Genomic DNA, 23,277 nt, shown 5'->3' on the forward strand with positions numbered 1-23,277 from the left:
ATAAATTACTTTTTGCGTAACATTTATGTTCAACATTGAAACGTTAAGGTCGAAATCCGATTCAGATTTGGCCAAAATCACCAACGATCTGGGCGTTAAACTTGCTAAAAACAGCACCGACAACGATAAAATTTTTGCTATTTTGGATTTTCAAGCATCCAATACGAAGGTAGTAAAAGAATACTATACTGCCACAGAAACCCCTATGAATACAGAAGAACCAAAAGCACCTACCCCTAAAAAAGCTGTAGCGAAGAAGGCTGCACCTAAAAAGAAGGTAGAGAAGCCAAATGAGGTTTCTGATATAATAATTCCCGAAGTTAAAAAGGTTGAAGAACCCGCTGTTGCGGAAGTGACTGCAGAAACCACGGAAGTTGCAGAATCTAGAAAACCTGCTAATACGGGTCAACAGAAGCAAAAAAGACAGCGTGTAGCAGTTCCTGTAAAAGAAGCCTCTGCTGAAACTGATGTTAAAGAGGATGTGAAAGAAAAGGAAGTTGCCGCTGAAATTAAGCCGGAACAACCTAGAACAAAGCACTCTAATCAACAGCAGAACCAAAACTCCAGTTCTAATTCTAATCAGGCTGGGAATGGGAATGGTAATCAAAACGGTAATCAGCATAAACAGCCACAACATCAGAATAAAAATCCTAACCAACACAAAAACGCTAATCAGAATAGAAATCAGCATAATGGCGATTCGCAAGATGAGCCAGCTAAAAAAGAATTCAATTTTGATGGGCTGGTAACGATTGAAGGAGTTTTGGAAATTCTTCCAGATAACTATGGTTTCCTTCGTTCATCAGATTTTTCTTACATTTCTTCTCCAGATGATGTTTATGTTTCTACCAACCAAATTAGAAATTACGCATTAAAAACAGGAGATACTGTTCGAGGGATCGTAAGATTACCAAAAGAAGGTGAAAAATATTTTTCATTATTAAAACCAACAGAAGTTAATGGTCGGGATTTAGATTTTATTAAAGATCGAGTTGCTTTTGAATTTTTGACCCCACTTTTCCCTGAAGAAAAATTTAATTTGACTGGAAAAAATGCTACGCCGATTACCAGAATCGTAGATTTATTTACTCCGATTGGAAAAGGACAGCGTGCCATGATCGTGGCCCAGCCAAAAACGGGAAAAACAATGTTACTAAAAGAAATTGCTAATGCGATTTCTGCAAATCATCCAGAAGCTTACATGATGATTTTACTCATCGATGAAAGACCGGAAGAGGTTACCGACATGGAAAGAAGTGTAAATGCAGAAGTAATCGCTTCTACATTTGATGAACCCGCAGAGAAACATGTAAAAGTGGCAAACTTGGTTTTATCCAAAGCTCAACGAATGGTTGAATGTGGGCATGATGTTATTATTCTATTAGATTCTATTACGCGTTTGGCCAGAGCCTATAATACCGTCACACCAGCTTCAGGGAAGATTTTATCGGGAGGTGTAGATGCAAATGCCTTGCACAAACCGAAAAGATTCTTTGGTGCAGCGAGAAATATTGAGGGCGGAGGCTCTTTAACAATTATCGCAACAGCATTAATTGACACAGGATCCAAAATGGACGAAGTGATCTTCGAAGAGTTTAAAGGAACTGGTAACATGGAATTACAACTCGACCGAAAAATTGCGAATAAAAGAATTTATCCCGCAATTGATCTAACTTCATCTAGTACAAGACGTGATGATCTGTTAATGGATGACTTAACGCAACAAAGAATGTGGATTTTACGCAAGTATCTTGCAGATATGAATCCAGTTGAAGCGATGGAATTTGTTAACAAAAACATCAGGCAAACTTTAAATAATGAAGAGTTTTTGATGTCGATGAATCGATAATCTTTTATTATATATATTTTAAAACCGCTTGTAAGAGCGGTTTTTTGTTTTTATCAATGTTAAAGATTTATTAAAGTAATATGGACTTATTGCAATTGGTCTAATTAATGATTAAATTTGAGTAATAACATTAAAAATTATAGAATTATGTTCACATTACCAAAATTAGGATATGCGTACGATGCATTAGAACCAACAATCGATGCAAAGACGATGGAAATCCATTATACAAAACACCATCAAGGATATGTCGATAATTTAAATAAAGCAGTTGAAGGAACAGACTTAGCAGATAAGTCCATTGAAGAAGTTTGCAAAACAGGAACTGATAAGGCAGCTGTTAGAAATAATGGTGGTGGCCATTACAATCATTCTCTTTTCTGGGAGATCTTGACTCCAGGGGGAAGTAAAGAGCCAGTAGGAAACGTAAAAGCTGCCATTGAAGCTTATGGTGGTTTTGATAAATTTAAAACCGATTTTACTGAAGCTGCTAAAACCAGATTTGGTTCTGGTTGGGCATGGCTTTGCAAAAAAGAAGATGGATCGGTAACGGTATGTTCTACTCCTAATCAAGACAATCCTTTAATGCCTGTTGCAGATTGCCAAGGAATCCCATTGTTAGGATTAGACGTTTGGGAACACGCTTATTATCTACATTACCAAAATAGAAGACCTGATTATGTAACATCATTTTTTGATGTGATCAATTGGGATAAAGTTGAAGAAAGATTTAATAAGTAATTCTTCATAGATCAAATAAAAAAGTTCAGAGAAATCTGAACTTTTTCATTTTATCGAATGTCTCCTGCGCTTAAGCCGTTTAATCTTAAGCCGTACTTCCATCTTACATAAGCGAATACTTGATATAGTTTATACTCGTATTTAATTCCGTAGTTAATTGTAGGATCATAGTCAATTGATGATTCTATTATATTTCTGTTTCTTCCAGAATAGTACAGAGAATTCCATTCCGTGACTAAAAAACGATTCTTTGATTTTAAATAATCTTCTGTATAAGTATTCATTGGTCGGGCCACAGCACTTAGAAAGTAATCGTACTGACTATCAAAAACAACAAGATCATACTCGCCGTCATCATTAAACTGAGGCTTTATCCCTATGTTCTCTTTATTATCCGTGATTGTATTTTGCGGCGTACAGCCGAAAATTATAAATAATACAAGGATGCTGAAAATTATTTTGTTCATCGCGTTGATTTTAAATAAGATATCAATTTAAAAGCCAAAATAGCCATTCCGATAAGGCTTGCCTTTATATTTCATTATTTGATTTCTCTTTGTAAAACAACAAAAGCAGGAAAGTGATCGCTATAGCCACCTGTGAATGTATCTCCATTCCAAGATCTCAAAGGATATCCTTTCCAGTTGCCTTCTCTATTAATAAGATAAGGAGGTGCAAATATTTCTGTTTTATAAATAGAATAACCTTCGCCCACTTTATCAGAAAGCAGATTACCGGAAACAATTATTTGATCAAAAAGATTTGGAGCATCTTGATATGCCAAAGATGCAACTCCTTTCTTAAACAAAGGATACATCAAATTAAGATAAGGCGCTTCGGGGCTTAAATCTTTAACTGTTTGGGCGGCCTTTAAGTAATTTTTCAAACTTGAACTTACTGGGTCATCATTGAAATCACCCATTGCAAAGAGTTTAGTTGATGAATCGTTTAGTCTTACACTGTCCATTTGTTTTTTTAGAACTACTGCCGCTGCATTTCTTGCGGGTAATGAACGTGCTTCACCACCACTTCGGGATGGCCAGTGATTCATAAACAGCGCAATTTTTTCATTGTCTAAGAAGCCTGTAACTACAAGAATGTCACGAGTATATGATCTCTTTCCGTCGCGGTATATTTTAACTTCTTTTTTTAGAGAGTGGGTAGGCGTAAATCTTCTTTTTTGATAGATGATTGCTACATCAATTCCTCTGGCATCATAGGAATTATAGTGTATGATTCCATAATCATATTTTGCCAAAGCAGGTTGTTTAATTAAATCTTGGATTACCTGCCTGTTTTCAACTTCAATAAGACCTACGATTACTGGGGCAGACTTGGTATACTGCGCACCCATTTCTGAAATCACTTTTGCTTGGTTGGCTAACTTAATGTTGTAGTTTTTACTATTCCAATTTTTTGAACTGTTAGCCGTAAAATCATCGGCGAGAATTTGTGGTCGAATTACCTTTTTTCCTTTTAATAAAGCATCGCTCCATCCACCGCGATAGTTTTCAGTCGTATCCAGATATTTCAGGGAATCCAAAGGAACGCTTCTATGAAATGCTGGATTGGTTATGTCTTTGGTTCCATCAATATAATCGGCAGACGCAATGGTATCCCACAGGTTCTCAACATTCAAAAAACCGACGGTCGCAACTTTTCTCAATTGGCCTTTCTGTGCGAAAGAAAAACTGAAAATCATTAAAAGTAAAATACTTATAAATTTTTTCATTTCAATTTTGCTAATAGTTATCATACAAAGCTACTAATAAAATATTGACACCTGTTCAATTTTCGTTGAAGGTTAATTTACCTTTTATTTTGAGAGGTAATATGTTAAAAAAAATTAAAGTCTTGTTATATTTCCTAGCTTTGTGTTAATTAAGTTATCTAATTGATTAAAAGTAATAAAAAGCAAAAATAGATTACACCATGATTAAAAAACTGTACTTAATCTCTTTGTTTACGCTGCTTCCTGCAACTTATTCCTTTGCGCAAACTACGGTTTATGCGTACCTTAAAGATGCGGATGGGAAGCCAGTAGAAGCGGCTGAGATCGATTTGAAAGGATCAGGAAAGGATTTAAAAGCCGACAAAATTGGATATTTCCAGTTTGTTGATCTTAAGTCCGGTCATTATCAGATTATCATCACAAAACCAACTTTCGAAACAAAAGTGATGGAGTTTGACGTGAGCGAGGAAAAGAGGAAAGATTTGGGCGTAATTACTCTTTATTCCAATTTAATAGGTGCTGACCAAGGTTTTGCCATTATTGAAAGTAATGGCGACGAAGAAGACAGCCAATCTACGACCGTCGGGTTATTACAATCATCGCAAGATGTATTTAGCCGTGTTGCTGCATTTGATTTGGGAGCTTATTGGTTTCGGCCAAGAGGAGTTGATGGCAGGACTGGTGAAATCATGATGAATGGAGTTTCTATGGTAAAAGCTGATAACGGAAATGTAGATTTCGGCAATTGGGGTGGATTAAATGAGATTACTCGATACCCAGAAATTTCGACGAATCATGCTCCTTCTGAGTATGCTTTTGGAGGCGCCAGTTCTGTAATATATAAGAATACAAATGCCAGTGAATACAGAAAAGGCATTCAAGCCACTTATTCTTTAACCAACAGAAATTACCGAAACAGAGCATCACTTCGTTACACCTCAGGAATGAGCAGAAGTGGTTGGGCATTTACTGCGATGGGTGCAAGAAGATGGGCTCAAGAAGGAATACAGGAAGGAACGTTCTACGATGCATATGGTGCTTATCTGGGAATTGAAAAGAAATTAAACGATGCGCATACGATAACTCTGAATGCTTTTGCAGCTCCTTACAGACGATCAACTGCGAGTCCAAGTACGCAGGAAGTTTATGATTACCGTCGTGTTCATTATAACTCTTATTGGGGTTGGCAAGATGGAAAAAAAAGAAGCGAAAGAGTAAAAGAAGGTTTTCAACCCATTTTACAAATTCAAGATTTTTGGAAAATTAACGAGAAATCAAGTTTAAGGACTGCTGTTTCTTACCAATTCGGAAAAGATAAAAGTGCCCGATTAGACTGGCAAAATGTTCAAAATCCATCACCTTCTTATTACCGGTATCTTCCGAGTTATTATGATTCCTTGGATCCGAATGCCTCTGTTTCAGTACCGCAAGGGGGAGCTGCTACAACAGCTCAACAAGCTTATGCAGAATCTTTACAAGGTTGGCAAAGTGGCGACCCCATGTTTACTCAAATTAATTGGGATGCTCTGTATCGCAGAAATAGGAGTCAGCCAGCAGGAAGTTACTTTGGCGAAAACGGTAAACGTGCTTTGTATTTTCAGGTGAATGATGTCAGCGAAGATAAAATCTGGAACGTAGGAACTCACTACGTTTACAATTTTACTGATACTTCAAAATTTTTGTTGAATGTATCTTATCAAAATTATAAGTCGGAGCTTTATAGAGAAGTAAAAGATTTGTTAGGAGCAGATTTCGTTCTGAATAAAGATCCGTTTGCAGCAACCAATCAACCTGGAAAAAGTGGATTGTATAATGAAGGGGAAACTAATGTTGTGAAACGAGTAGGAGATAAAATCAATTATAATTACGCTTTGAGCAGGCAGGAATTTAAAATTAATCCAGGTTTGAAATTTCAAACTGGAAAATTTGATGTGTTTTTTTCCGGTTTAGCAGGTTATTCAAAATCATCTAGAGAAGGTTTATATCATCACTATTTGTATAATGATTCTTTTGGAAAAAGTGGAGATCAAAACTTTTGGAATTTTGGCTTGAAGGGGCAGGTAATCTATAAATTAGATGGTAGAAACTTCTTCGTCTATAATGGAGCATACTTTTCACAAGCACCTTACTTAGAAGATTTATTCATTAATCCTAGGGTCAACGCTTCTTTAGCACCGAATATTAAAAATACAGTTGTCAATGCGAACGACTTAAGTTATGTTGTAAATAGCCCTTTCTTTAAATTAAGATTGACAGGTTTTTTAGTGGATACTGAAAATGATACCAATGTACAAAGATTTTTTGCAGATGGGATTCAGTTACAATCTGCCGGATCAGACGGAACCGTGGCGAATGTGCAGAGTGCATTCGTAACGCAGGTCATGTCGAATGTAGAAAAGAGAAATATGGGCGCCGAGTTGGGTATCGATGTGAAAATCCTTCCTACGCTTTCTGTACAAGGTTTAGCCAGTTATGGACAATATACCTATAGAAATGACCCGAACGTTTATTTTGCGTCAGATGCTACTGGTAATTTTGACAATGGTAAATCTTATTTAGATTTGGGGAAAGCTTATTTAACTAATTCTAAACAAGGAGGAACACCGCAGCAAGGTTATTCACTTGGATTCCGCTACAATTCACCAAAATATTGGTGGTTTGGAGCCAACTGGAATTATTTAGATGATAATTATTTAGATCCTTCGGCACTATTACGAACTGAGCGGTTTGTACAAAATCCAGTAACAGGGACTCCGTATGCAGGTCTTACCGAATCAGATTTGAGAAGAGTTTTACAACCAAGCAAATTACCGTCTGCATATTTCTTTAATGCAAACGTTGGTAAATCATGGAGACTAGGAAGCTATTATGTTTTGCTTACCGCTTCAGTAAATAACATATTAGACAATACGAAATATATCACTGGAGGTTTTGAACAAACCAGAAGAGTTACTTTCCCAGGATATGTAGAAGAGAATAGCAGAGAATTCCCATTATTTGGACCAAAATATTGGTATACTCAAGGAAGATCTTACTTTGTTAATCTTCAATTCAGATTTTAATAACATTAAGAATTTTAAATAACAATAAAATGAACTTTAAAAAATACTTTAAAACTGCTTTTGTAATTGCGCTGGCCGTAATTACAGTAAGTTCTTGTGTAGATAAAGATGAATGGGAAACGCCGCCGATTAATTGTAATAATAAATTTGCTGCTCCAACGATATCTTTGGCAAATTTTGTAGCAATGGCTCCATCCAATGGATATATATTAATTAGCAATGATGTTATTTTTGATGGATACATCATCTCTTCAGATGAGAATGGTAATTTCTACAAAACGATTTCCTTTCAGGATAAGCCCGAAAATCCGACCGTAGGATTACAGATGGAAGTAGATAGAGCAAGTAATTACGCAGATTTCCCGGTGGGAACTCATATCAGAATTAATGCGAATGGTTTACGATTAGGTACAGATCGTGGAACTGTTAAATTAGGTTCTGTAGATCCAAATTTTGATATTGGTAGAATTCCTGGAGTTTTATTCTCAAAGTATATTTCTGCGGTTTGTAATGGCAGTGGAATGGAAGTCGTACCTATTAAGCCAAAAGAATTATCCAGCTTGTCTGATGCAATGAAAGTTGACAATTTGAATACATTGGTATCAGTTCCTAATGTGCAGTTTACTTCCGACAATTTCAGCCCTGCAACGAAAGCGTACATTGATTATGTAGGAGGAGCAGGCGTAGATACGAGTCGGTCAATAGAGGATGTAACAGGAAGTTCATCCATAATAAGAAGTTCAGGATTCGCTTCTTACGGATCTGCACTTTTACCAAATGGAAGCGGAAGTATTACATTCATAGTGAGTAAGTACAATTCCGATTATCAGTTGCTGATTAGAGGGTTAAATGATGTGAAGCTAGATAAACCGCGTTTGGTCTTGAATGTGGAAACCTTTACCTCATACGCACAGAGTCTGGATAATTTCTTACCAAAATATTATAATACCTCACTTCTGGGAACTAAGAAATGGTATGTTCAGACGTATAACAGTAATAAGTATATCCAAATTTCCGGGAATAATGGTGGACTTGTAAAAACTCATTTTGCAATACCTGTGAATCTAACGACAAAAACTAAATTAGCGTTCAAAACTAATGCAGGATATTATAATGGAGACGTCTTAAAAGTTTATTGGTCTACAAACTATGATCCTGCAAATCCAACTGCAGCTACATTAAATGACATCACTTCGCAGTTCGACATTTCTAAAGGAAAGGTACCAGGAGCGGCTGGTTCTAACTACGAAAGTAGTTTCCGGTCTAGTGGGATCGGAAGCCTTGGTGGTTCCGGAAATGGATATATTGTTTTTGAATACAATGCAAATACACCAGGTGCAACTACGGTGATGCAACTAGATGATATAAGTATTTTTTAATGATTAAAATCCAAATAACCGAACCGTCTCTGAAAAGAGGCGGTTTTTTTATTTTTTAGTAAGGAATTTCCAAGATTTCCGTATTTGTCAGTTTATAAATCTCAAGAATTATTAATATTCATTTTAATTAAGACAAATTAGTCCGAATTAAAAATATTTTATATCTTTGTATCACTGAAACCGAATATTATGTTATCAAAAACATGCGAATATGCCTTGCGAGCGATGATTTATATCGCACAGCAATCTCGCGACGGGAGTACGATAAACATCAAAGAAATTGCTGTTAAAATAAATTCACCCGAGTTATTTATTGCCAAAATTCTTCAAAACTTGAGCAAGGAAGGATTTTTACAATCAGCAAAAGGGCGATATGGCGGGTTCTATATTTCAGATGAAGAGGCTAAAAGCTCGCTCGCAGATATCATTACTGCAATCGATGGCGATAAGATGTTTCAGGGTTGCGGGCTCGGTTTGGCATTTTGTTCAGAAACAAATCCTTGTCCGATTCATAACACCTATAAAGCAGCAAGAGATCAGCTGCATGAGATTTATGGCAAAACGACTTTGAGTCAGTTTAGAACTGAAAATTCTTTAGAAAAACTAGAATTAAGACGAGAATAAAAGATCCACTCTTAAGGATTATAAATTTTTTTTTATCAGACTTATAACTATTTATTTAACTAAAATTGAGCAAATATGGCAACAGTAGAAAGATTAGATGTTACGAAAATAGAACCTCGATTGAAACATCCTACTATTTTTAAATATTTTGATGCGTTACAACCAGGCGAAGAATTAGTGATCGAGAATGACCACGACCCCAAACCTTTATATTATGAACTCATCGGCGAGCGTGGAAATATTTTCACTTGGGAATATCTGGAAAAAGGGCCAGAATTATTTGTCGTGAAAATTTGTAAAAACCCAGCGGAAGAGCAAAAAGAAATTGAACGGTTAAATGTCACTGCCATTGAGCCGAAATTTAAACATCCAACGATCTTTAAATATTTCGATGCTTTGAAAGCTGGTGAAAGTTTCATTATCGAAAATGATCACGATCCGAAACCACTATATTATGAGCTAATTGCTGAACGTGGTGATATTTTTACATGGGAATATCTGCAAAAAGGACCAGAATTATTTGAGGTTCAAATTGCAAAAAATCCCGTTGATGGAAACGGTGAAGAAACCATAGGATCAATTGCTGCAAAAGATATTAGAAAAGCACAAATGCTAAAAGAGAAAGGAATTAACTTCTCTTGCAACGGCGATAAAACCGTAAAAGAGGCCAGTGCCGAAGCGGGAATTTCCGAAGATGATTTGCGTACTGCATTAAACAGTACTTCCAAAACACCGGTTGCCCCAAGTTTCGATTACGATAAATGGGAACTCGACTTTTTAGTAGATTATATCGTCAATACGCACCACCGATATATCAAAGATAATTCGGAAAATCTAAACGATTTAGCCATAAAAGTAGCAGAACATCACGGCGATAATCATCCCGAATTAAACAGGCTTTCTACCGTAACCTATCACTTTTTACAGGATTTATTAGATAATACCGTAAAAGAAGAAAGGGTTTTATTCCCTGTAATTAAGGAAATGGTTGCAAAACAAAGAGATGCCGCAACGGTAACAACATACAAAATCGGTTCGCTGCATGAGCCCATTAATCTTCTAAGGAAAGAACATGAAATTGCGATGGAAGATCTTGCATTCTTCAGAAAACTGACCAATAATTATGCGCTTCCGGAAGATGCTTGTAATTCTTACCGTTATCTTTTTGAAAAATTACAGGAGTTTGAAAATGATTTGCAAATGCACATTCATCTGGAAAACAATATCCTTTTCCCGAAAGCATTGCAACAAGATTTAGAATTGGCAAAATTGAATTAATAGAAACAACTGCAGACCAATTCTTGTTTAAATTTGAATTTCCAGCTGAGGTCTGCAGCTTTCTTCTATCCGAGTAAATTGTAAAGTCATTTTTGGGCAGCTATTTCCGTCTTCCGTTCCCGCTATTTTTTGCCAAAGCATTCGCCAAAGCAAAAAAATGAGCTTCACTCAAGCCGGGCTGCAGCGTTAGCTTCCATAAAATGTTCTTTGTTAAAATATGATTTACTTTTAAAATTAGAATAGAATACCTTAATATGGAAACCATAACCGCAAAAACGAAAATTTCAGAATTGATTAAATTCAATCCGAAAAGTGTAGATGCAATTGCTTCATTAGCAAAACCATTGGAGAAACTCAAGAACCCGATTTTAAGAAAGATCATGGCTTCCCGAGTAAATATTGGTGAAGCTGCAAAAATGGGTGGAACAACGGTAGAAGAATTCAAGCGGGTACTTCTTCCACTGGGATTTACTTTTGATCAGGATCTTTCTTCTAAAGATGAAACCACCGCGGAAACGAAACCAGATTGGTTACGAAACGCTAAGCAAGTAGATATCGACTTTTATGACGTGCGTCCAATTATCGATAATGGAGCAGATCCTTTAAAGGAGATTTTAGGACGTTTCAAAACCGTAGAACCGGGAAAAATTCTTTGTATTATTAATAATTTTGTGCCGACTCCTTTAATTCATCTTTTGAAACAGGAAAAAGCGGAAGAAACTTTTGTAGAGACTATTAGTGATAAAGAATTTAACACCTATTTTCTAAAAAGAGAAAAAGAGGTAACCAATTCTTCTACCACTGCAGACGAGAAATTACAGATGGATGACGAGGAAAGTTTTGCTGCGATCTGCAATCGTTTCACCAATCAACAGACCAAAGAGATTGATGTTCGCGAACTGGAAATGCCTGGACCAATGCAGCTTATTCTTTCAGAATTAGAAGAGCTTAAGCCGGAAAATGCCTTATATGTTAATCACAAACGCGTACCCGTCTATCTTTTGGAAGAACTTGCAGATAAAAATTATGAAGTCCACATTAATAATAGACAAGATGGTGATGTAAAAATGCTCATCTTCAAAAAGTAAATGGCAAAAATTAGTATTGGAAAAGCTCCAGGAAACAGCGCTATACTTCCGTTTTATGCAACGGGAGCAATCATGTTTTTCGTTCTTTGCGTGCTGATGATCTTCAGTCCGGAATCATTTACACAGCATTATTTTACTCCGCATTTATTGACAATGGTCCATGTAGCAGCGTTAGGGTGGGGAACTATGATTATATTCGGTGCGGCACATCAGTTATTACCTGTAATTTGTGAACAGGATCTGTATAGTGAGAGACTGGCGTCCTTCGTTTGGTATACCTTAACGGCAGGAATGATTTTGCTTACTTCCAATTTCTGGAATCTCACGGTTGGTTGGCTGATGATTGCAGGCGGTTCGCTGATCGTTATATCTGCAAGTCTTTATTTATTTAATGTTTTGAAAACCACTCACGTATGCGATCGTTATTCCATTCAGAAGTTATTTATAACGAGTTCTGCCGTTTGGCTTCTTTTTACTGTAACTGTGGGTTTACTGCTGGCGATTAATTTAAAATTTCCCTTCTTTAAGCAGAGTCATTTAGAAATCTTAAAGCTTCATGCTCATGCGGGATTCGCGGGGTGGTTTCTACAGTTAATCACTGGAGTCAGTACGAAACTGGTTCCCATGTTTTTATTGGGCAAATCGAATAAAGATTTTTTGCTGAAATGGGCTTTTGCTTTTCAAAATCTTGGATTAATTCTTTTTCTTATTGATGGTTATTTTATAGGGGTAACTGCGAGAGTTATAATCTATGCCGCAATCGTTTTAATTGGAGTTATCTTTTGGTTATTGTATTTATATGATACTTTCAAAAACAGATTACGAAAAAGGATAGAGTTGTTGATGAAACACGCTTTTCTCTCTTTTTTGGCTTTGGTGATCTCTATTTTATTGATACCAGCGGTTTACTTCTCAAACGGTTATCGCTGGGCGACGCTTTACGGAACGCTTTTATTTATGGGTTGGATCACCAGTATCATATTAGGAAAGACTTTTAAAACACTTCCATTTATCATTTGGAATGATCATTATAAGAATTTCTCGGGGAAAGTAAAAGTTCCACTTCCAAAAGATCTGTATAGTGAGAAACTCACAATATGGCAATTTTGGACTTTTATTGCTGCATTTCTGGTCTTTGCACTGGGTATAATCCTACAACAGGTTATAATCATCAGAATTGGTGCGGTATTGTGGGCTGTAGTAGCCGTTTTATACAATATTAATGTTTTTAAATTACTCTTACATAAAAGAAAAAAAATATCATGATACTCGATCCAACAAACGAAAATTACGACAAAATAGGTCGTGCCGAACTTGCACTCTATGAGGTTATCGATCCTGAACTGATGGTAAACATTGTAGATCTGGGATTGGTATACGATGTAGATATTAAAGAAGGTAATAAGATCAAAGTAACCATGACCTTAACCTCACCACATTGTCCGATGGGTGATGCCATACAAACTGGGGTGATCAATGTATTAGAGAAAGAATTTCCCGATCATGAAATTGAAATTGATTTAACTTTTGAACCTGCATGGAATTATGATATGGTTTCATCCGAAGGAATGCAGCAACTCAATAACAGATAGTACTTGATTTATAATTGTTATCCGAAATACTACAAGGTATTTCAATTAGAAATCCGCCTCACTAGATGAGACGGATTTTATTTTTTTAAAGATTGTTTATTTAAAAACTAACTTCATTCACTTCTTTACCTCGCTGAAAATTCATTGTTTTCTGATTTCCCTTATAGGCAATATTCACTAGATTGAATTGTTTTGGGAATGTTCCTAAAAGAATGGTGTTCTTGATCTTGATGGTGTTAATATCAGTAATCCCGCCAGCTTCAAAATAGACCCAAACAGATTCTCCATTAACTTGACTACCCGTAAATGTAAGTGAACGTGCACTTCCATTAACGTAAAGATCAAAGTTATTATTTACATATTTTTTTACTTCAGCTTCAAATCCTACTGAATTTGGATTTATTTTTATTGCATCGGAAATATGAGCGGTATTCATTTTTGTGGTAAACTTCAGTGTTTTGTTCCCTTCTAAATAATCCACTTTAGTCATCGAAGAATAAAAGTCTGCTGCGGTAAAACTCATTACCAACATCAGAACAAATATTCCAACAGTATATAGAAATTTTTTCATCTTCTTAATTTGTATTTAGTTTTGCTCAAATATGATGCCACTAAAAGTTAACGTCTACCGAGTATTTATCATAGAAAGCTTTAATATGGGAAACAGCTTCATCTGCAGTATCCACTACCCGGTATAAATCCAGATTTGTTTCAGAGATCATTCCATTTTCCAACAAAGTGCCTCTGAACCAATCCAAAAGACCGGACCAAAATTTAGAACCCACAAGAACAATCGGGAACCGGCCGATTTTATGAGTTTGAATGAGCGTTAATGCTTCCATTAATTCATCCAGTGTGCCAAATCCTCCTGGCATTACGATAAAACCCTGGGAATATTTCACAAACATTACTTTTCGAACAAAGAAATAATCGAAATCAATGTTGTAGCCTTTATCAATAAAAGGATTAAAATGCTGTTCAAAAGGAAGGTCGATATTCAAACCAATTGACTTGCCACCACCTTGGTGTGCACCTTTGTTTCCAGCTTCCATAATTCCAGGACCACCTCCTGTGATCACTCCAAATCCGATTTCTGTAATTTTCTCTGCGATTTCAGTAGCTAAAAGATATTGTGGATCATCTTGTTTTGTTCTCGCAGACCCAAATATAGATACGCAAGGTCCTATTTTCGCCATCTTTTCGTAACCGTCAACAAATTCTGCCATGATTTTGAAAACCATCCAGCTGTCTTTGGTAACGGTCTCATCCCATGTTTTTTCTTTAAAAGAATTTTGGACTTTTTGATCAATTTCGAAGGGATTCCCAGCCACCATTTTTGTGGTTCCTTTTCCTCTTTTTATTTTGCTCATCTGTTTATTTAAATATTTGTTCGGCCTGTGCTATTGACTCGGGTTTTCCTACATCAATGATTTCTGCCGAATGTTCATAACCATGGATACTTTCATAACTCATTAAATCGAGGTATTCTTCCATTATCGAAAACTTACCTTTCCGTTTTATCTTGGTGAAAATCTCTGGATTGATACAATGTATTCCGCTGAAGGCTAAAGGTTTAAATCCTTTATTAAACTCAGCAAGTCGTTGCTCCCCAGATTGGACATTTAACCAACCTTTCAGAATCATGTCTTCGTTAAAAAGTAATTTTCTGGAACTTGTACGATCAGAGACCGCTAAAGTAGCGAAATCTTTCTTTTCCTGATGAAATGTAATGAAAGAATTCAAATCCAAATCTGTTAAAATATCAGCATTCATTATTAAAAAATCTTCACCGTGATCCAAAAATCTTCTTGCGAAAAGCAATCCACCACCCGTTTCCAGAAGTTCATCTTTCTCGTCAGACAGTTCAATATTTGAACCAAAATTGGAATTTTTCTTTAGAAATTCAGAGATCTGTTCTCCGAAATGATAAATGTTGATCACAAAATCGTTAATTCCGAAACCTTGTAAGTACTTAATGTTTCTTTCTAATAACGGAATTCCATTTACTACAGCCAGCGCCTTAGGATGATGATCGGTAAATGGTTTTAACCTGGTTCCTTTGCCAGCGGCAAAAATTAGTGCTTTCATAGTGAAGTGTAATGCTCAAAGAATAGTAAAGCTCGTTAGCTATTGATGATGATTTAGTTGAGGTTGCTCATCATGTTGAAGTACAACAACCACTTCGGGGTATTGAGAATTGATAAATGCTGCTGTTTTTTCTGCCGCATAAACTGATCGGTGCTGTCCCCCAGTACATCCAAAATTAATTTGAAGATGTTCAAATCCTCTGGCTAAATAATTTTCAATATTAATAGATACCATATTTTTCACGAGATCCAAAAACTTTGGCATATCGGTTTTCGTTTCTAAGTAATTCTGAACGCCGATATCACAGCCTGTTTGAATTTTATACTCTTCGACTCTGCCAGGATTCAAAATTCCGCGACAGTCAAAAGCAAAGCCTCCACCATTGCCCGAATTATCTTTTGGGATGCCACCTTTTTTGTACGAAAAGCTGTGTATTTCTATTTTTAAACTCATATTTCTTTTTTATAATAATGGCTGTTTAGACTTAACCATTAAATTTCTAGATCTTTATAGATCATGTTTTTTAATTTCTCGATGATTTAAAATCAAATTTTTAATTTTATTTTCCACATCTTCTGATTTTAAATGCGAAATCAAATTCTTCAATTCGGGATATTCATTCATTTCTTCCCATGAACTTGAAAAATTCTGAAGGTTCTTCATTCCCTGATCGAGGCTGGAGATGAAATGTTTTTTTCTCTGGATCAATCCCCGGAATCCATAAGCTCCTAAAACCTGCATAAACCGGATGAGTTGAATTGGCTTTAACGAGTCTTGTAATTGTGATATTTTTTGCTCAAATTGCCATAAGGAATAATAGTAAGATAACATTTCACTTTTAAAATCTTCCGGAAAATTGGCTTTTGCCTGAAAGAGAAATGAGACTACATCATACATCAATGGTCCTTTCATGGCGGACTGATAATCGATGAAATAAATTTCATCCTTTTCATCCACCATAATATTACGAGCCTGAAAATCACGCATCATCATTCCTGTTGCTTCTAGAGATGCAATTCTGGCGGTCAATTTTTTAAACTCTTTTAAAAGCGATGCTTTGTGATACGGGATTTCTAAGACATCAACAATGAAACTTTTAAAATAGAAAAGATCATTGGTGATCGGTAATTCGTCGTAATTTTCATACTCAAATGTTTTTGAATAATCGATTTTGTCACTGGTCTTTTGTTGAAGTTCGGCCAGTTTTGAGAGTGTTTTTTTTACTAAAGCGCTAACACGAACTGTTAATCCTTCATTCTCTATAATTTCAGACAGAGTATTTTCACCTAAAAACTCCTGGATATACAGTTGGCGGTCTTGCGAAATCTTGAAAATTTCAGGGGTATTAAGTCCCAGCTCTTTAAATACATTTGAAAAGTAATAAAAGCTTTCGTTTTCGCGCAGGTTTTCGTTAAAAGTGAGAATGTAATTATCGGTAGCATTTTTTCCTACAAAATTAATTCGGGAAGAGCCACTTTGGGCTAAGGTAAAAAAATCTGTAGAAGGTTTACCGGTAAAATTTTCAAAAAAAAGGCGTGCGTTCTTCGTAGTCATACTTCTACAAAGATAAGTAAAATCATATTTTAGAAAGAAGTATCTTTGCCGGAATGTTCAGTGATTTCAAGCCAGTTCTCAAAATTTTGCTACGATTCATCATTTTATATGTGGTGATGGTATTGCTCTATCAGTTTTATTTGAATGAATATAAGAATGCAGGTCTTGATCCTTTTTCTGGTTGGGTGATGGGCCAGTCGAATTTTCTACAAAACTTTTTCGGATATAGTTCTCAAATGGTTGAGGGAAACCCACAGGATGAGACCACTTGGTTTTACTTAAATGAAACTTATGTTTCCCGAATGGTAGAAGGCTGTAATGCAATTTCTGTAATGATCTTATTCGTGGCTTTTATCTTTGCATTTTATGAAGGGGTGAAAACGTTTGTTTTTTCAATACTTGGTTTGGTGGTTTTACATATAATTAATGTGTTAAGAATAGTCGGTTTAAATGTCGTAATACTGGAGCATCCAACGTATTCTAAAATGGCACATGATTATTTCTTTCCCGCTATCATTTATGGAACTGTGGTTTTTTTATGGCTCGTTTGGATTAAATTTTTTGCAATAAAGACTTCCGATCATGAAAATATTTAAGTGGATTTTAGTTGCTGTTGCTGTCCTTGGTCTAATTGGAGTTCGGATTTTAGAAGACACTATTTTTTATGATCCGTTTCAAGCTTTCTTTCATTTGGCCAACAAGCACGCGCCTTTTCCAGAGTTCGACTGGGTTCCTTTGGTACTGAACTATCTTTTTCGGTTTGGTTTAAATTTAATATTATCAGCAAGCATTGTCTACTTGATTTTTCAAAATAAACAATGGATGTTACAAGCAATACTTTTAATACTTATTGTTTTTATTATCACCTTCCCAATCTATCTTTATTGTATTCACACCAAATTTGAAGTTGGCTATCTCTTTTCTTTTTATATGAGAAGATTTGTAATTCAGCCACTGATATTACTTTTGATAATTCCATTGTTCTATTACCGAAAGCACGTGATAGAAGCTTAGTCTTTAACAGAATGTTTACTTTCCTGCGCGATGGTTTTTATATTCCATTCTATTTTTTTTACAAATGGTCGTTGTCGTACAGGACATTCAAATAGCTCGCAAACTTCACAGGAAGTAGGTTTACAATCATCCAGATGAAAGTTGAATTCAATAGTTCGGTCTGAATTTTCACCAATTAATTTATAGAGATCTTCCATTTCGTTATGAGCTTTTCTAAGTTCATAATACCAGGGTAAAGTTAAATGCGCATCAATATGAAGTCCACTTCCGTGTTGCTGGATCCGCATATTGTGCAGATCGATCCATTGTGGTTTTCTGTTTTCATTCAGAAATTTAGATAAACTCTGAAGCATATCTGGATCTGCTTCATCCATAATCCCACTCAATGATTTTCTGATGATCTTATAGCCTACAAACATGATGTAACTACCGAATAGTAGGGCGACGACCGCATCGATCCAATAAAGTCTGGTCATTTGCACCAGAATTAAACTCACCACGACTCCTAAAGTCGTAAACGTATCACTTTTTAAATGTTTACCAGAACTTTGTAAGACCAAAGAATTTTCTTTGATCCCTTTTTCATAAGAAATATGTCCCATCAGATAATTAACCACGGCGGTAATGGCGACAATCAAAATTCCCCAATCTAACTGTTTTGGAATATTACCATGCAAAAGAGAATCTACTGATTGCACGATAATAATAATACCCGCAAAGATAATCAGTGCACCTTCGACCCCGGAGGTTACAAACTCTACTTTTCCGTGTCCGTAAGGATGATCGACGTCTTTGGGTTTTGCCGCAAGATAAAGAGAATACAGCCCCATAAAAGCAGCGATGATATTGACGATGCTTTCCATGGCATCAGAAAATACTGCATCTGAATTGGTGAAATGCCACGCCAGTAATTTTCCTAAGAAGAGAGCGATGCCTACAATCGCCACATTTCGTTGGAAGGTGAAATTACTTTTTGATTTGTCTTTTAATTGTGACATTTTAGTTTTATTCAACTTATAAGAATGTTTGAGGAATCTAATAATAAAAAAATGCTCACTTTCGGTGAGCATTTTGTTTTAGACTAATTTGTTTTCGCAGAGGTATTCGGCAATTTGTATGGCGTTGGTTGCTGCTCCTTTTCTGAGGTTATCTGCCACAATCCAAAGGTTTAAAGTTTTGGGTTGGGAGCGGTCTCTTCTTATTCTACCAACAAACACTTCATCTTTGCCTTCCGAGTATAATGGCATCGGATAAATGTTGTTTTTAACATCATCTAATACCTTCACTCCTGGAGTTTTAGAAAGAATAGCTCTTACTTGGTCCAAGTCAAATTCGTTTTCAAATTCGATATTTACGCTTTCAGAATGCCCGCCTTGTACGGGAACTCTAACTGCTGTTGCAGAAATATTAAAACTATCGTCACCCATAATTTTTTTGGGTTCTGTCATTAATTTTATTTCTTCTTTGGTGTAATCATCTTCAGCGAAAACATCACATTGAGGAAGCGCGTTTTTAAAGATGTCGTAAGGGTAAACTTTTTCAACGTCTTTATTTCCAGAAATTTCGAAATTTAATTGATCTACCGCATTCTTACCTGTTCCCGTCACCGATTGATAAGTGGAAATAATGACTCTCTTAACATCGTATTTTTGATTAAGTGGATGTAAGATCATCACCAGTTGAATGGTCGAGCAATTTGGATTTGCGATGATTTTATCTTCCTTTGCTAATAAATTGGCATTAATTTCAGGAACGATCAATTTGTGATCTGGTTCCATTCTAAAAGCTGAAGAATTATCAATGACCGTAGTTCCAACGGCTGCGAATTTTGGAGCAAATTCTAAAGAAGTTGTGCCACCTGCAGAAAACATAGCAATTTGAGGTTTCATTTCTAAACCTGTTTCCATAGAGACTATGGCTACTTCTTTACCTTTAAAAATAATTTTTTTTCCGACCGATTTCTCGGAGGCTACGGGAATTAATTCAGTTACTGGAAAATTTCTTTCTTCCATTACTTTTAACATAATTTGTCCCACCATTCCGGTTGCACCTACTACTGCTATTTTCATTAAGAATATCTGTTGTTAAATTGTTTAGGCAAAAAGTGAAGGAAAAACTCTCATCCATGGGAATGCATAAGCAAAAAGTGCAAAAGCAATAACTCCCATAATGACGATTTTCATCGAAATCGTTTCGTGAGTTTTCATGTATTTATTAATGATGGTCATTAAAACAACTCCGATTAACATAGAAACTGGATGTTCAACGTAAGAAAATCTCGCCGCTGCGTTGCTCATTAAAGTTCCGGTTTCCAAAGCTCCTTTTAGGCCTGGTGAGAAAACCAGCATTAAAATTCCAACAATCAACTGAATGTGGAAAAGGATCATGGTAAATAAAGTTGATTTTCGCAGTAATTTGGAGATTTTACCAGAGTAACCAAACATGGTAACCAATAATGCAACGATAAAAATAATGCCTGCAAGCAAAATCAGATAAGCAAAACCTTTGTGTGCTTCAGTAATAATTTTAAATGTATCCATAGTTAAATTTGTTAATGACAAAGATAAAAAAAATCCCGACTAAATAGTCGGGATTCTCAGTGTATTAGCAAGTTCTTCTTAGAAGATGAAACTTACTGACGCATTCCATGTTCTTCCGAAACCGAAAAACACTTCATTGCTCTTATTAATACCATTCCAGTTATTTGCTGCGTTAGCATCAGCAGCTTTATTAGTTCTGGATTCTGCGATATACGTTGTATCTAAAACGTTATTCACGTTAACTCTAAACTTAAATGATTGGGTGTTATTCAATTTAAATCTAGCACCTGCACCAAGATCAAGTAATCCAAAAGAAGGAAGTTCTACTGCTGGATCAGAAGGTGTAGGCTTTGCAGCGGTAACCAAACGAGATGAAGGTTCAAAAGCTGAATAAAGTTTGTCAGCATAACGGTACTGTGCATCAAAGTTTAACCACTCAGTTAATTTGAAGTCAGCTCCTAAAGCTGCAGTAAGTTGTGCCGCATCACCAACTTTAAGACCATCTAGTGCTAAAGTTCCTTCCTGAATAACAGTATTTGTAGCATCATCGATAAACGAAGCAGTTGGGCTTCCTTCAAAATACCAGTTACCTACTGAGAACATACCATTGATGGTTACGAATTTAGCTGGCTTAACATTAAAGTCTAGCTCAATACCTTTGTGTATTTCTTTGATACCTAAGACATTTGCCACACCAGTTACATCAACTCCGTTGATTTTTGCTCTTGTAGTAAGTCTTCTGTAAATATCATCCCATCCTGTATGGTAAACATTTAAGTTTGCATTGAAAATTGCAGATCTGAAACCGTAACCGATTTCAAAAGAAGTAATCTTCTCATTGGTTAATGATGGGTTTACATCATTTCTGTTGTTTAAGAAAACAGCACCAAAGAAGGGTTGTCTCTCGTAGTAACCACCGTTAACAAAAACATTGTGGTTTTCGTTGATGTTATAATTAGCACCACCTTTTACATTGTAGCCAACTAAATCAACTTTTTCACTTTTTTGCTGATCAGCTGCATACAACATATAATCAACTCTCTGGAATGCTTGGTTTGAAACCGATCCCTGAACAAATGCAGAAAGCACATCGTTGGTATATTCTATCTGTCCGAATCCACCTAACCAGTTTACAAGGCCATCATTACTGTAAGCCAATTGATCTTTGATATCGTTGGTTTTACCACCGAACGGGTTCCAAGAAGGATTAGTAGTGAATGCATTAGTAATAATGTTTGGCTTATTATTAATGTTACTAGTATCAGTATAAGAATTGTTACCCAGAAAATCAGTCGCAATTCTATAGTGAATTCCTTTATATGTTCTTCCGTCAAAACCAACCGTTGCACTTAAGTTATCGTTGATTTTGTGATTTAAACTTGTAATAATTCCCATCCAGTTATGTGAATTGATAGAAGACCTTCTAATAATTCCGTTACTGCTGTTAGAAATACCAGGCGTAGCGTTAACTGCACCAAAATCTGCTACGGTTCCACCTTGATTCCACTTTACGATATCATCAAATCTTACCAATCCGTCAGCGGTTCTTGGTAAAGTATTGTAAAATTTACCATTTATTCTACCTGCATCTCCAGTACCTCCACCTCTTCCGAATGAAGCGTAAGCTACAGAGTTTAATGTAGTAGCGTCAGAAATTTTCCAATCCCAGTTCAAAGACATTACCGGTTTGTGGTAATAGTTTCTGGTCATAGAATATTCTTCACCATTTAAATAACCCCAGTTTTGGTTGTATTTTCTATTTGGGTTTTCCTCAGTTCCACCATATTTAATATGATCAGCAATGGTTGACTGGAAAGATCTTTGGTTATGTACTTGTGGCGCACCTGTAATTGTAAATTGCAAATCATGTTTTGCACTTGGTCTGTAACCTAAAGCAAAATAATAGTTGTATCCTTCAAATTCAGTTCCGTCAGCATACATTGATCCAGCAGTTCTGCTCATTAAGAATGAAGTAGACCAACCTGTATCACTTTTTCCTGTGTTGTAAGAAAATAGCGCCTTGTTATAACCATCATTACCTAATCCCAACGTAATATTACCTTGTCTTTTTTTATCAGCAGCTCTGGTTAAGATGTTGATGGTACCACCAACAGAAGCAATCGCCAATTTTGATGAACCTAAACCTCTCTGAACCTGCATTGCAGAAGTAACATCAGAAAGTCCTGCCCAGTTAGACCAGTAAACTGATCCACCTTCCATGTCGTTAACTGGAACACCATTGATCATTACCGCAGTGTTTCGTTGATCGAAACCTCTTACGTTAATTCTTGAGTCACCAAATCCACCACCACCTTTAGTAGCGTAAACTGACGGAGTTGAATTAAGGATTTCAGGAAACTCCTGATTTCCTAACTTATCAATAATTTGTGCTTCCTTAATAGTAGAAACAGCAACGGGAGTTTTACGATCTTTCGCAATATCCGCAACACCTGTTAGAACTACTTGCTCGATATCTGCTTCTTTACTAACAGTATCTTTCACGGTCTGTGCATAATATACACTTGCAGCTGAAAGCGTAATTAATGCGGTTAGTGTAGATCTTCTTAACGAATTACTTCTCATAATTAAAATTTAAATTACTGTACTTGTTGTAGTTAATTTTTGCAAAAATATTTAAATTATATGACACTTTCGTTAAGAAATTGTTAAATTTTAATATTTTGTTAATTTATCATCTATTTATCAGTATATCAATTTATTAAATTTACTATTCAT

General features: G+C 35.9%; 22 protein-coding genes. 11 read left to right on the forward strand and 11 right to left on the reverse strand.

What is annotated here, in order from left to right:
- Window positions 1-25 precede the first annotated feature (25 nt).
- Together rho and FNJ88_RS07915 are read left to right on the forward strand one after the other, a co-directional pair.
- Window positions 26-1,849, forward strand: coding sequence for a transcription termination factor Rho (rho, locus tag FNJ88_RS07910; protein ID WP_143852662.1), 1,824 nt, complete (start codon window positions 26-28; stop codon window positions 1,847-1,849).
- A 144-nt stretch (window positions 1,850-1,993) separates the two neighbouring features.
- A complete protein-coding gene (locus FNJ88_RS07915) occupies window positions 1,994-2,590 on the forward strand; it encodes a superoxide dismutase (RefSeq protein WP_143853894.1) in 597 nt (198 codons plus the stop codon).
- A 50-nt stretch (window positions 2,591-2,640) separates the two neighbouring features.
- On the opposite strand, the gene FNJ88_RS07920 is transcribed toward FNJ88_RS07915, so the two are convergent.
- Both FNJ88_RS07920 and FNJ88_RS07925 read right to left on the reverse strand, forming a co-directional pair.
- Complete coding sequence (locus FNJ88_RS07920; protein WP_143852663.1) at window positions 2,641-3,057, reverse strand: DUF6146 family protein; 417 nt, start codon at window positions 3,055-3,057, stop codon at window positions 2,641-2,643.
- 74 nt (window positions 3,058-3,131) lie between these two features.
- Complete coding sequence (locus FNJ88_RS07925; protein WP_143852664.1) at window positions 3,132-4,322, reverse strand: endonuclease; 1,191 nt, start codon at window positions 4,320-4,322, stop codon at window positions 3,132-3,134.
- Window positions 4,323-4,522: 200 nt separating this feature from the next.
- On the opposite strand from FNJ88_RS07925, the gene FNJ88_RS07930 reads away from it, so the two are divergent.
- The 7 genes from FNJ88_RS07930 (at window position 4,523) to FNJ88_RS07965 (ending at window position 13,345) form a co-directional block, all read left to right on the forward strand.
- On the forward strand, window positions 4,523-7,384 hold the full coding sequence (locus FNJ88_RS07930; protein ID WP_143852665.1) for a carboxypeptidase-like regulatory domain-containing protein: 2,862 nt from the start codon (window positions 4,523-4,525) through the stop codon (window positions 7,382-7,384).
- Between the two features lie 29 nt (window positions 7,385-7,413).
- On the forward strand, window positions 7,414-8,763 hold the full coding sequence (locus FNJ88_RS07935; RefSeq protein WP_143852666.1) for a DUF5689 domain-containing protein: 1,350 nt from the start codon (window positions 7,414-7,416) through the stop codon (window positions 8,761-8,763).
- A gap of 189 nt (window positions 8,764-8,952) precedes the next feature.
- A complete protein-coding gene (locus tag FNJ88_RS07940) occupies window positions 8,953-9,387 on the forward strand; it encodes an RrF2 family transcriptional regulator (RefSeq protein WP_143852667.1) in 435 nt (144 codons plus the stop codon).
- A 75-nt stretch (window positions 9,388-9,462) separates the two neighbouring features.
- A complete protein-coding gene (locus FNJ88_RS07950; RefSeq protein WP_228414500.1) occupies window positions 9,463-10,665 on the forward strand; it encodes a DUF542 domain-containing protein in 1,203 nt (400 codons plus the stop codon).
- Between the two features lie 254 nt (window positions 10,666-10,919).
- A complete protein-coding gene (locus tag FNJ88_RS07955) occupies window positions 10,920-11,753 on the forward strand; it encodes a DUF2249 domain-containing protein (protein ID WP_143852668.1) in 834 nt (277 codons plus the stop codon).
- A complete protein-coding gene (locus tag FNJ88_RS07960; protein ID WP_143852669.1) occupies window positions 11,754-13,019 on the forward strand; it encodes a hypothetical protein in 1,266 nt (421 codons plus the stop codon). It begins immediately after the preceding gene.
- Complete coding sequence (locus FNJ88_RS07965) at window positions 13,016-13,345, forward strand: metal-sulfur cluster assembly factor (protein WP_143852670.1); 330 nt, start codon at window positions 13,016-13,018, stop codon at window positions 13,343-13,345. The genes FNJ88_RS07960 and FNJ88_RS07965 overlap by 4 nt, the downstream gene beginning before the upstream one ends.
- Before the next feature lie 100 nt (window positions 13,346-13,445).
- On the opposite strand, the gene FNJ88_RS07970 is transcribed toward FNJ88_RS07965, so the two are convergent.
- The 5 genes from FNJ88_RS07970 to FNJ88_RS07990 are packed head-to-tail and all read right to left on the reverse strand — an operon-like array spanning window position 13,446 to window position 16,987.
- The gene (locus tag FNJ88_RS07970) at window positions 13,446-13,916 is read right to left on the reverse strand and encodes a DUF6702 family protein (RefSeq protein WP_143852671.1); all 471 of its coding nucleotides are present in this window, start codon (window positions 13,914-13,916) and stop codon (window positions 13,446-13,448) included.
- Between the two features lie 40 nt (window positions 13,917-13,956).
- The gene (locus FNJ88_RS07975; RefSeq protein WP_228414612.1) at window positions 13,957-14,679 is read right to left on the reverse strand and encodes a TIGR00730 family Rossman fold protein; all 723 of its coding nucleotides are present in this window, start codon (window positions 14,677-14,679) and stop codon (window positions 13,957-13,959) included.
- Window positions 14,680-14,719: 40 nt separating this feature from the next.
- The gene (locus tag FNJ88_RS07980) at window positions 14,720-15,433 is read right to left on the reverse strand and encodes an NDP-sugar synthase (RefSeq protein ID WP_143852673.1); all 714 of its coding nucleotides are present in this window, start codon (window positions 15,431-15,433) and stop codon (window positions 14,720-14,722) included.
- Between the two features lie 39 nt (window positions 15,434-15,472).
- Window positions 15,473-15,886 carry an RNase adapter RapZ gene (locus FNJ88_RS07985; protein WP_143852674.1) on the reverse strand — a complete coding sequence of 138 codons (414 nt, stop codon included), beginning with the start codon at window positions 15,884-15,886 and terminating at the stop codon, window positions 15,473-15,475.
- 54 nt (window positions 15,887-15,940) lie between these two features.
- Window positions 15,941-16,987, reverse strand: coding sequence for an aminoglycoside phosphotransferase family protein (locus FNJ88_RS07990; RefSeq protein WP_143852675.1), 1,047 nt, complete (start codon window positions 16,985-16,987; stop codon window positions 15,941-15,943).
- A gap of 53 nt (window positions 16,988-17,040) precedes the next feature.
- Between FNJ88_RS07990 and xrtF the strand changes: the two genes are divergently transcribed.
- Together xrtF and FNJ88_RS08000 are read left to right on the forward strand one after the other, a co-directional pair.
- Window positions 17,041-17,583 carry an exosortase family protein XrtF gene (xrtF, locus tag FNJ88_RS07995; protein ID WP_143852676.1) on the forward strand — a complete coding sequence of 181 codons (543 nt, stop codon included), beginning with the start codon at window positions 17,041-17,043 and terminating at the stop codon, window positions 17,581-17,583.
- Window positions 17,570-18,001, forward strand: a complete 432-nt coding sequence (locus FNJ88_RS08000; RefSeq protein WP_143852677.1) for an exosortase F system-associated membrane protein — start codon at window positions 17,570-17,572, stop codon at window positions 17,999-18,001. Before xrtF ends, FNJ88_RS08000 begins: the two co-directional genes overlap by 14 nt.
- Here FNJ88_RS08000 and FNJ88_RS08005 read toward each other — a convergent pair.
- The 4 genes from FNJ88_RS08005 to FNJ88_RS08020 form a co-directional block, all read right to left on the reverse strand.
- Window positions 17,998-18,999 (reverse strand): cation diffusion facilitator family transporter, encoded by a 1,002-nt coding sequence (locus FNJ88_RS08005; RefSeq protein WP_143852678.1) that lies wholly within the window; start codon window positions 18,997-18,999, stop codon window positions 17,998-18,000. The genes FNJ88_RS08000 and FNJ88_RS08005 overlap by 4 nt on opposite strands.
- Window positions 19,000-19,077: 78 nt before the next feature.
- Entirely contained in the window at window positions 19,078-20,070 is a 993-nt protein-coding gene (locus tag FNJ88_RS08010; protein WP_143852679.1) for an aspartate-semialdehyde dehydrogenase, read from the reverse strand.
- A 24-nt stretch (window positions 20,071-20,094) separates the two neighbouring features.
- On the reverse strand, window positions 20,095-20,541 hold the full coding sequence (locus FNJ88_RS08015) for a hypothetical protein (RefSeq protein ID WP_143852680.1): 447 nt from the start codon (window positions 20,539-20,541) through the stop codon (window positions 20,095-20,097).
- A gap of 78 nt (window positions 20,542-20,619) precedes the next feature.
- Entirely contained in the window at window positions 20,620-23,124 is a 2,505-nt protein-coding gene (locus FNJ88_RS08020; RefSeq protein WP_143852681.1) for a TonB-dependent receptor, read from the reverse strand.
- Between the last annotated feature and the right edge of the window lie 153 nt (window positions 23,125-23,277).

Source organism: Chryseobacterium sp. SNU WT5, from assembly GCF_007362475.1.
Taxonomy (GTDB): domain Bacteria; phylum Bacteroidota; class Bacteroidia; order Flavobacteriales; family Weeksellaceae; genus Kaistella.

Coding starts and splice junctions, on each gene's coding strand:
- FNJ88_RS08000 (WP_143852677.1), top strand. CDS start 17,570: ATGAAAATATTTAAGTGGATTTTAGTTGCTGTTGCTGTCCTTGGTCTA.
- FNJ88_RS07965 (WP_143852670.1), top strand. CDS start 13,016: ATGATACTCGATCCAACAAACGAAAATTACGACAAAATAGGTCGTGCC.
- xrtF (WP_143852676.1), top strand. CDS start 17,041: ATGTTCAGTGATTTCAAGCCAGTTCTCAAAATTTTGCTACGATTCATC.
- FNJ88_RS07975 (WP_228414612.1), bottom strand. CDS start 14,679: ATGGTGGCTGGGAATCCCTTCGAAATTGATCAAAAAGTCCAAAATTCT.
- FNJ88_RS07950 (WP_228414500.1), top strand. CDS start 9,463: ATGGCAACAGTAGAAAGATTAGATGTTACGAAAATAGAACCTCGATTG.
- FNJ88_RS07960 (WP_143852669.1), top strand. CDS start 11,754: ATGGCAAAAATTAGTATTGGAAAAGCTCCAGGAAACAGCGCTATACTT.
- FNJ88_RS07920 (WP_143852663.1), bottom strand. CDS start 3,057: ATGAACAAAATAATTTTCAGCATCCTTGTATTATTTATAATTTTCGGC.
- FNJ88_RS07985 (WP_143852674.1), bottom strand. CDS start 15,886: ATGAGTTTAAAAATAGAAATACACAGCTTTTCGTACAAAAAAGGTGGC.
- FNJ88_RS07940 (WP_143852667.1), top strand. CDS start 8,953: ATGTTATCAAAAACATGCGAATATGCCTTGCGAGCGATGATTTATATC.
- FNJ88_RS07930 (WP_143852665.1), top strand. CDS start 4,523: ATGATTAAAAAACTGTACTTAATCTCTTTGTTTACGCTGCTTCCTGCA.
- rho (WP_143852662.1), top strand. CDS start 26: ATGTTCAACATTGAAACGTTAAGGTCGAAATCCGATTCAGATTTGGCC.
- FNJ88_RS07980 (WP_143852673.1), bottom strand. CDS start 15,433: ATGAAAGCACTAATTTTTGCCGCTGGCAAAGGAACCAGGTTAAAACCA.
- FNJ88_RS07935 (WP_143852666.1), top strand. CDS start 7,414: ATGAACTTTAAAAAATACTTTAAAACTGCTTTTGTAATTGCGCTGGCC.
- FNJ88_RS08010 (WP_143852679.1), bottom strand. CDS start 20,070: ATGAAAATAGCAGTAGTAGGTGCAACCGGAATGGTGGGACAAATTATG.
- FNJ88_RS07990 (WP_143852675.1), bottom strand. CDS start 16,987: ATGACTACGAAGAACGCACGCCTTTTTTTTGAAAATTTTACCGGTAAA.
- FNJ88_RS08005 (WP_143852678.1), bottom strand. CDS start 18,999: ATGTCACAATTAAAAGACAAATCAAAAAGTAATTTCACCTTCCAACGA.
- FNJ88_RS07970 (WP_143852671.1), bottom strand. CDS start 13,916: ATGAAAAAATTTCTATATACTGTTGGAATATTTGTTCTGATGTTGGTA.
- FNJ88_RS07925 (WP_143852664.1), bottom strand. CDS start 4,322: ATGAAAAAATTTATAAGTATTTTACTTTTAATGATTTTCAGTTTTTCT.
- FNJ88_RS07955 (WP_143852668.1), top strand. CDS start 10,920: ATGGAAACCATAACCGCAAAAACGAAAATTTCAGAATTGATTAAATTC.
- FNJ88_RS08020 (WP_143852681.1), bottom strand. CDS start 23,124: ATGAGAAGTAATTCGTTAAGAAGATCTACACTAACCGCATTAATTACG.
- FNJ88_RS08015 (WP_143852680.1), bottom strand. CDS start 20,541: ATGGATACATTTAAAATTATTACTGAAGCACACAAAGGTTTTGCTTAT.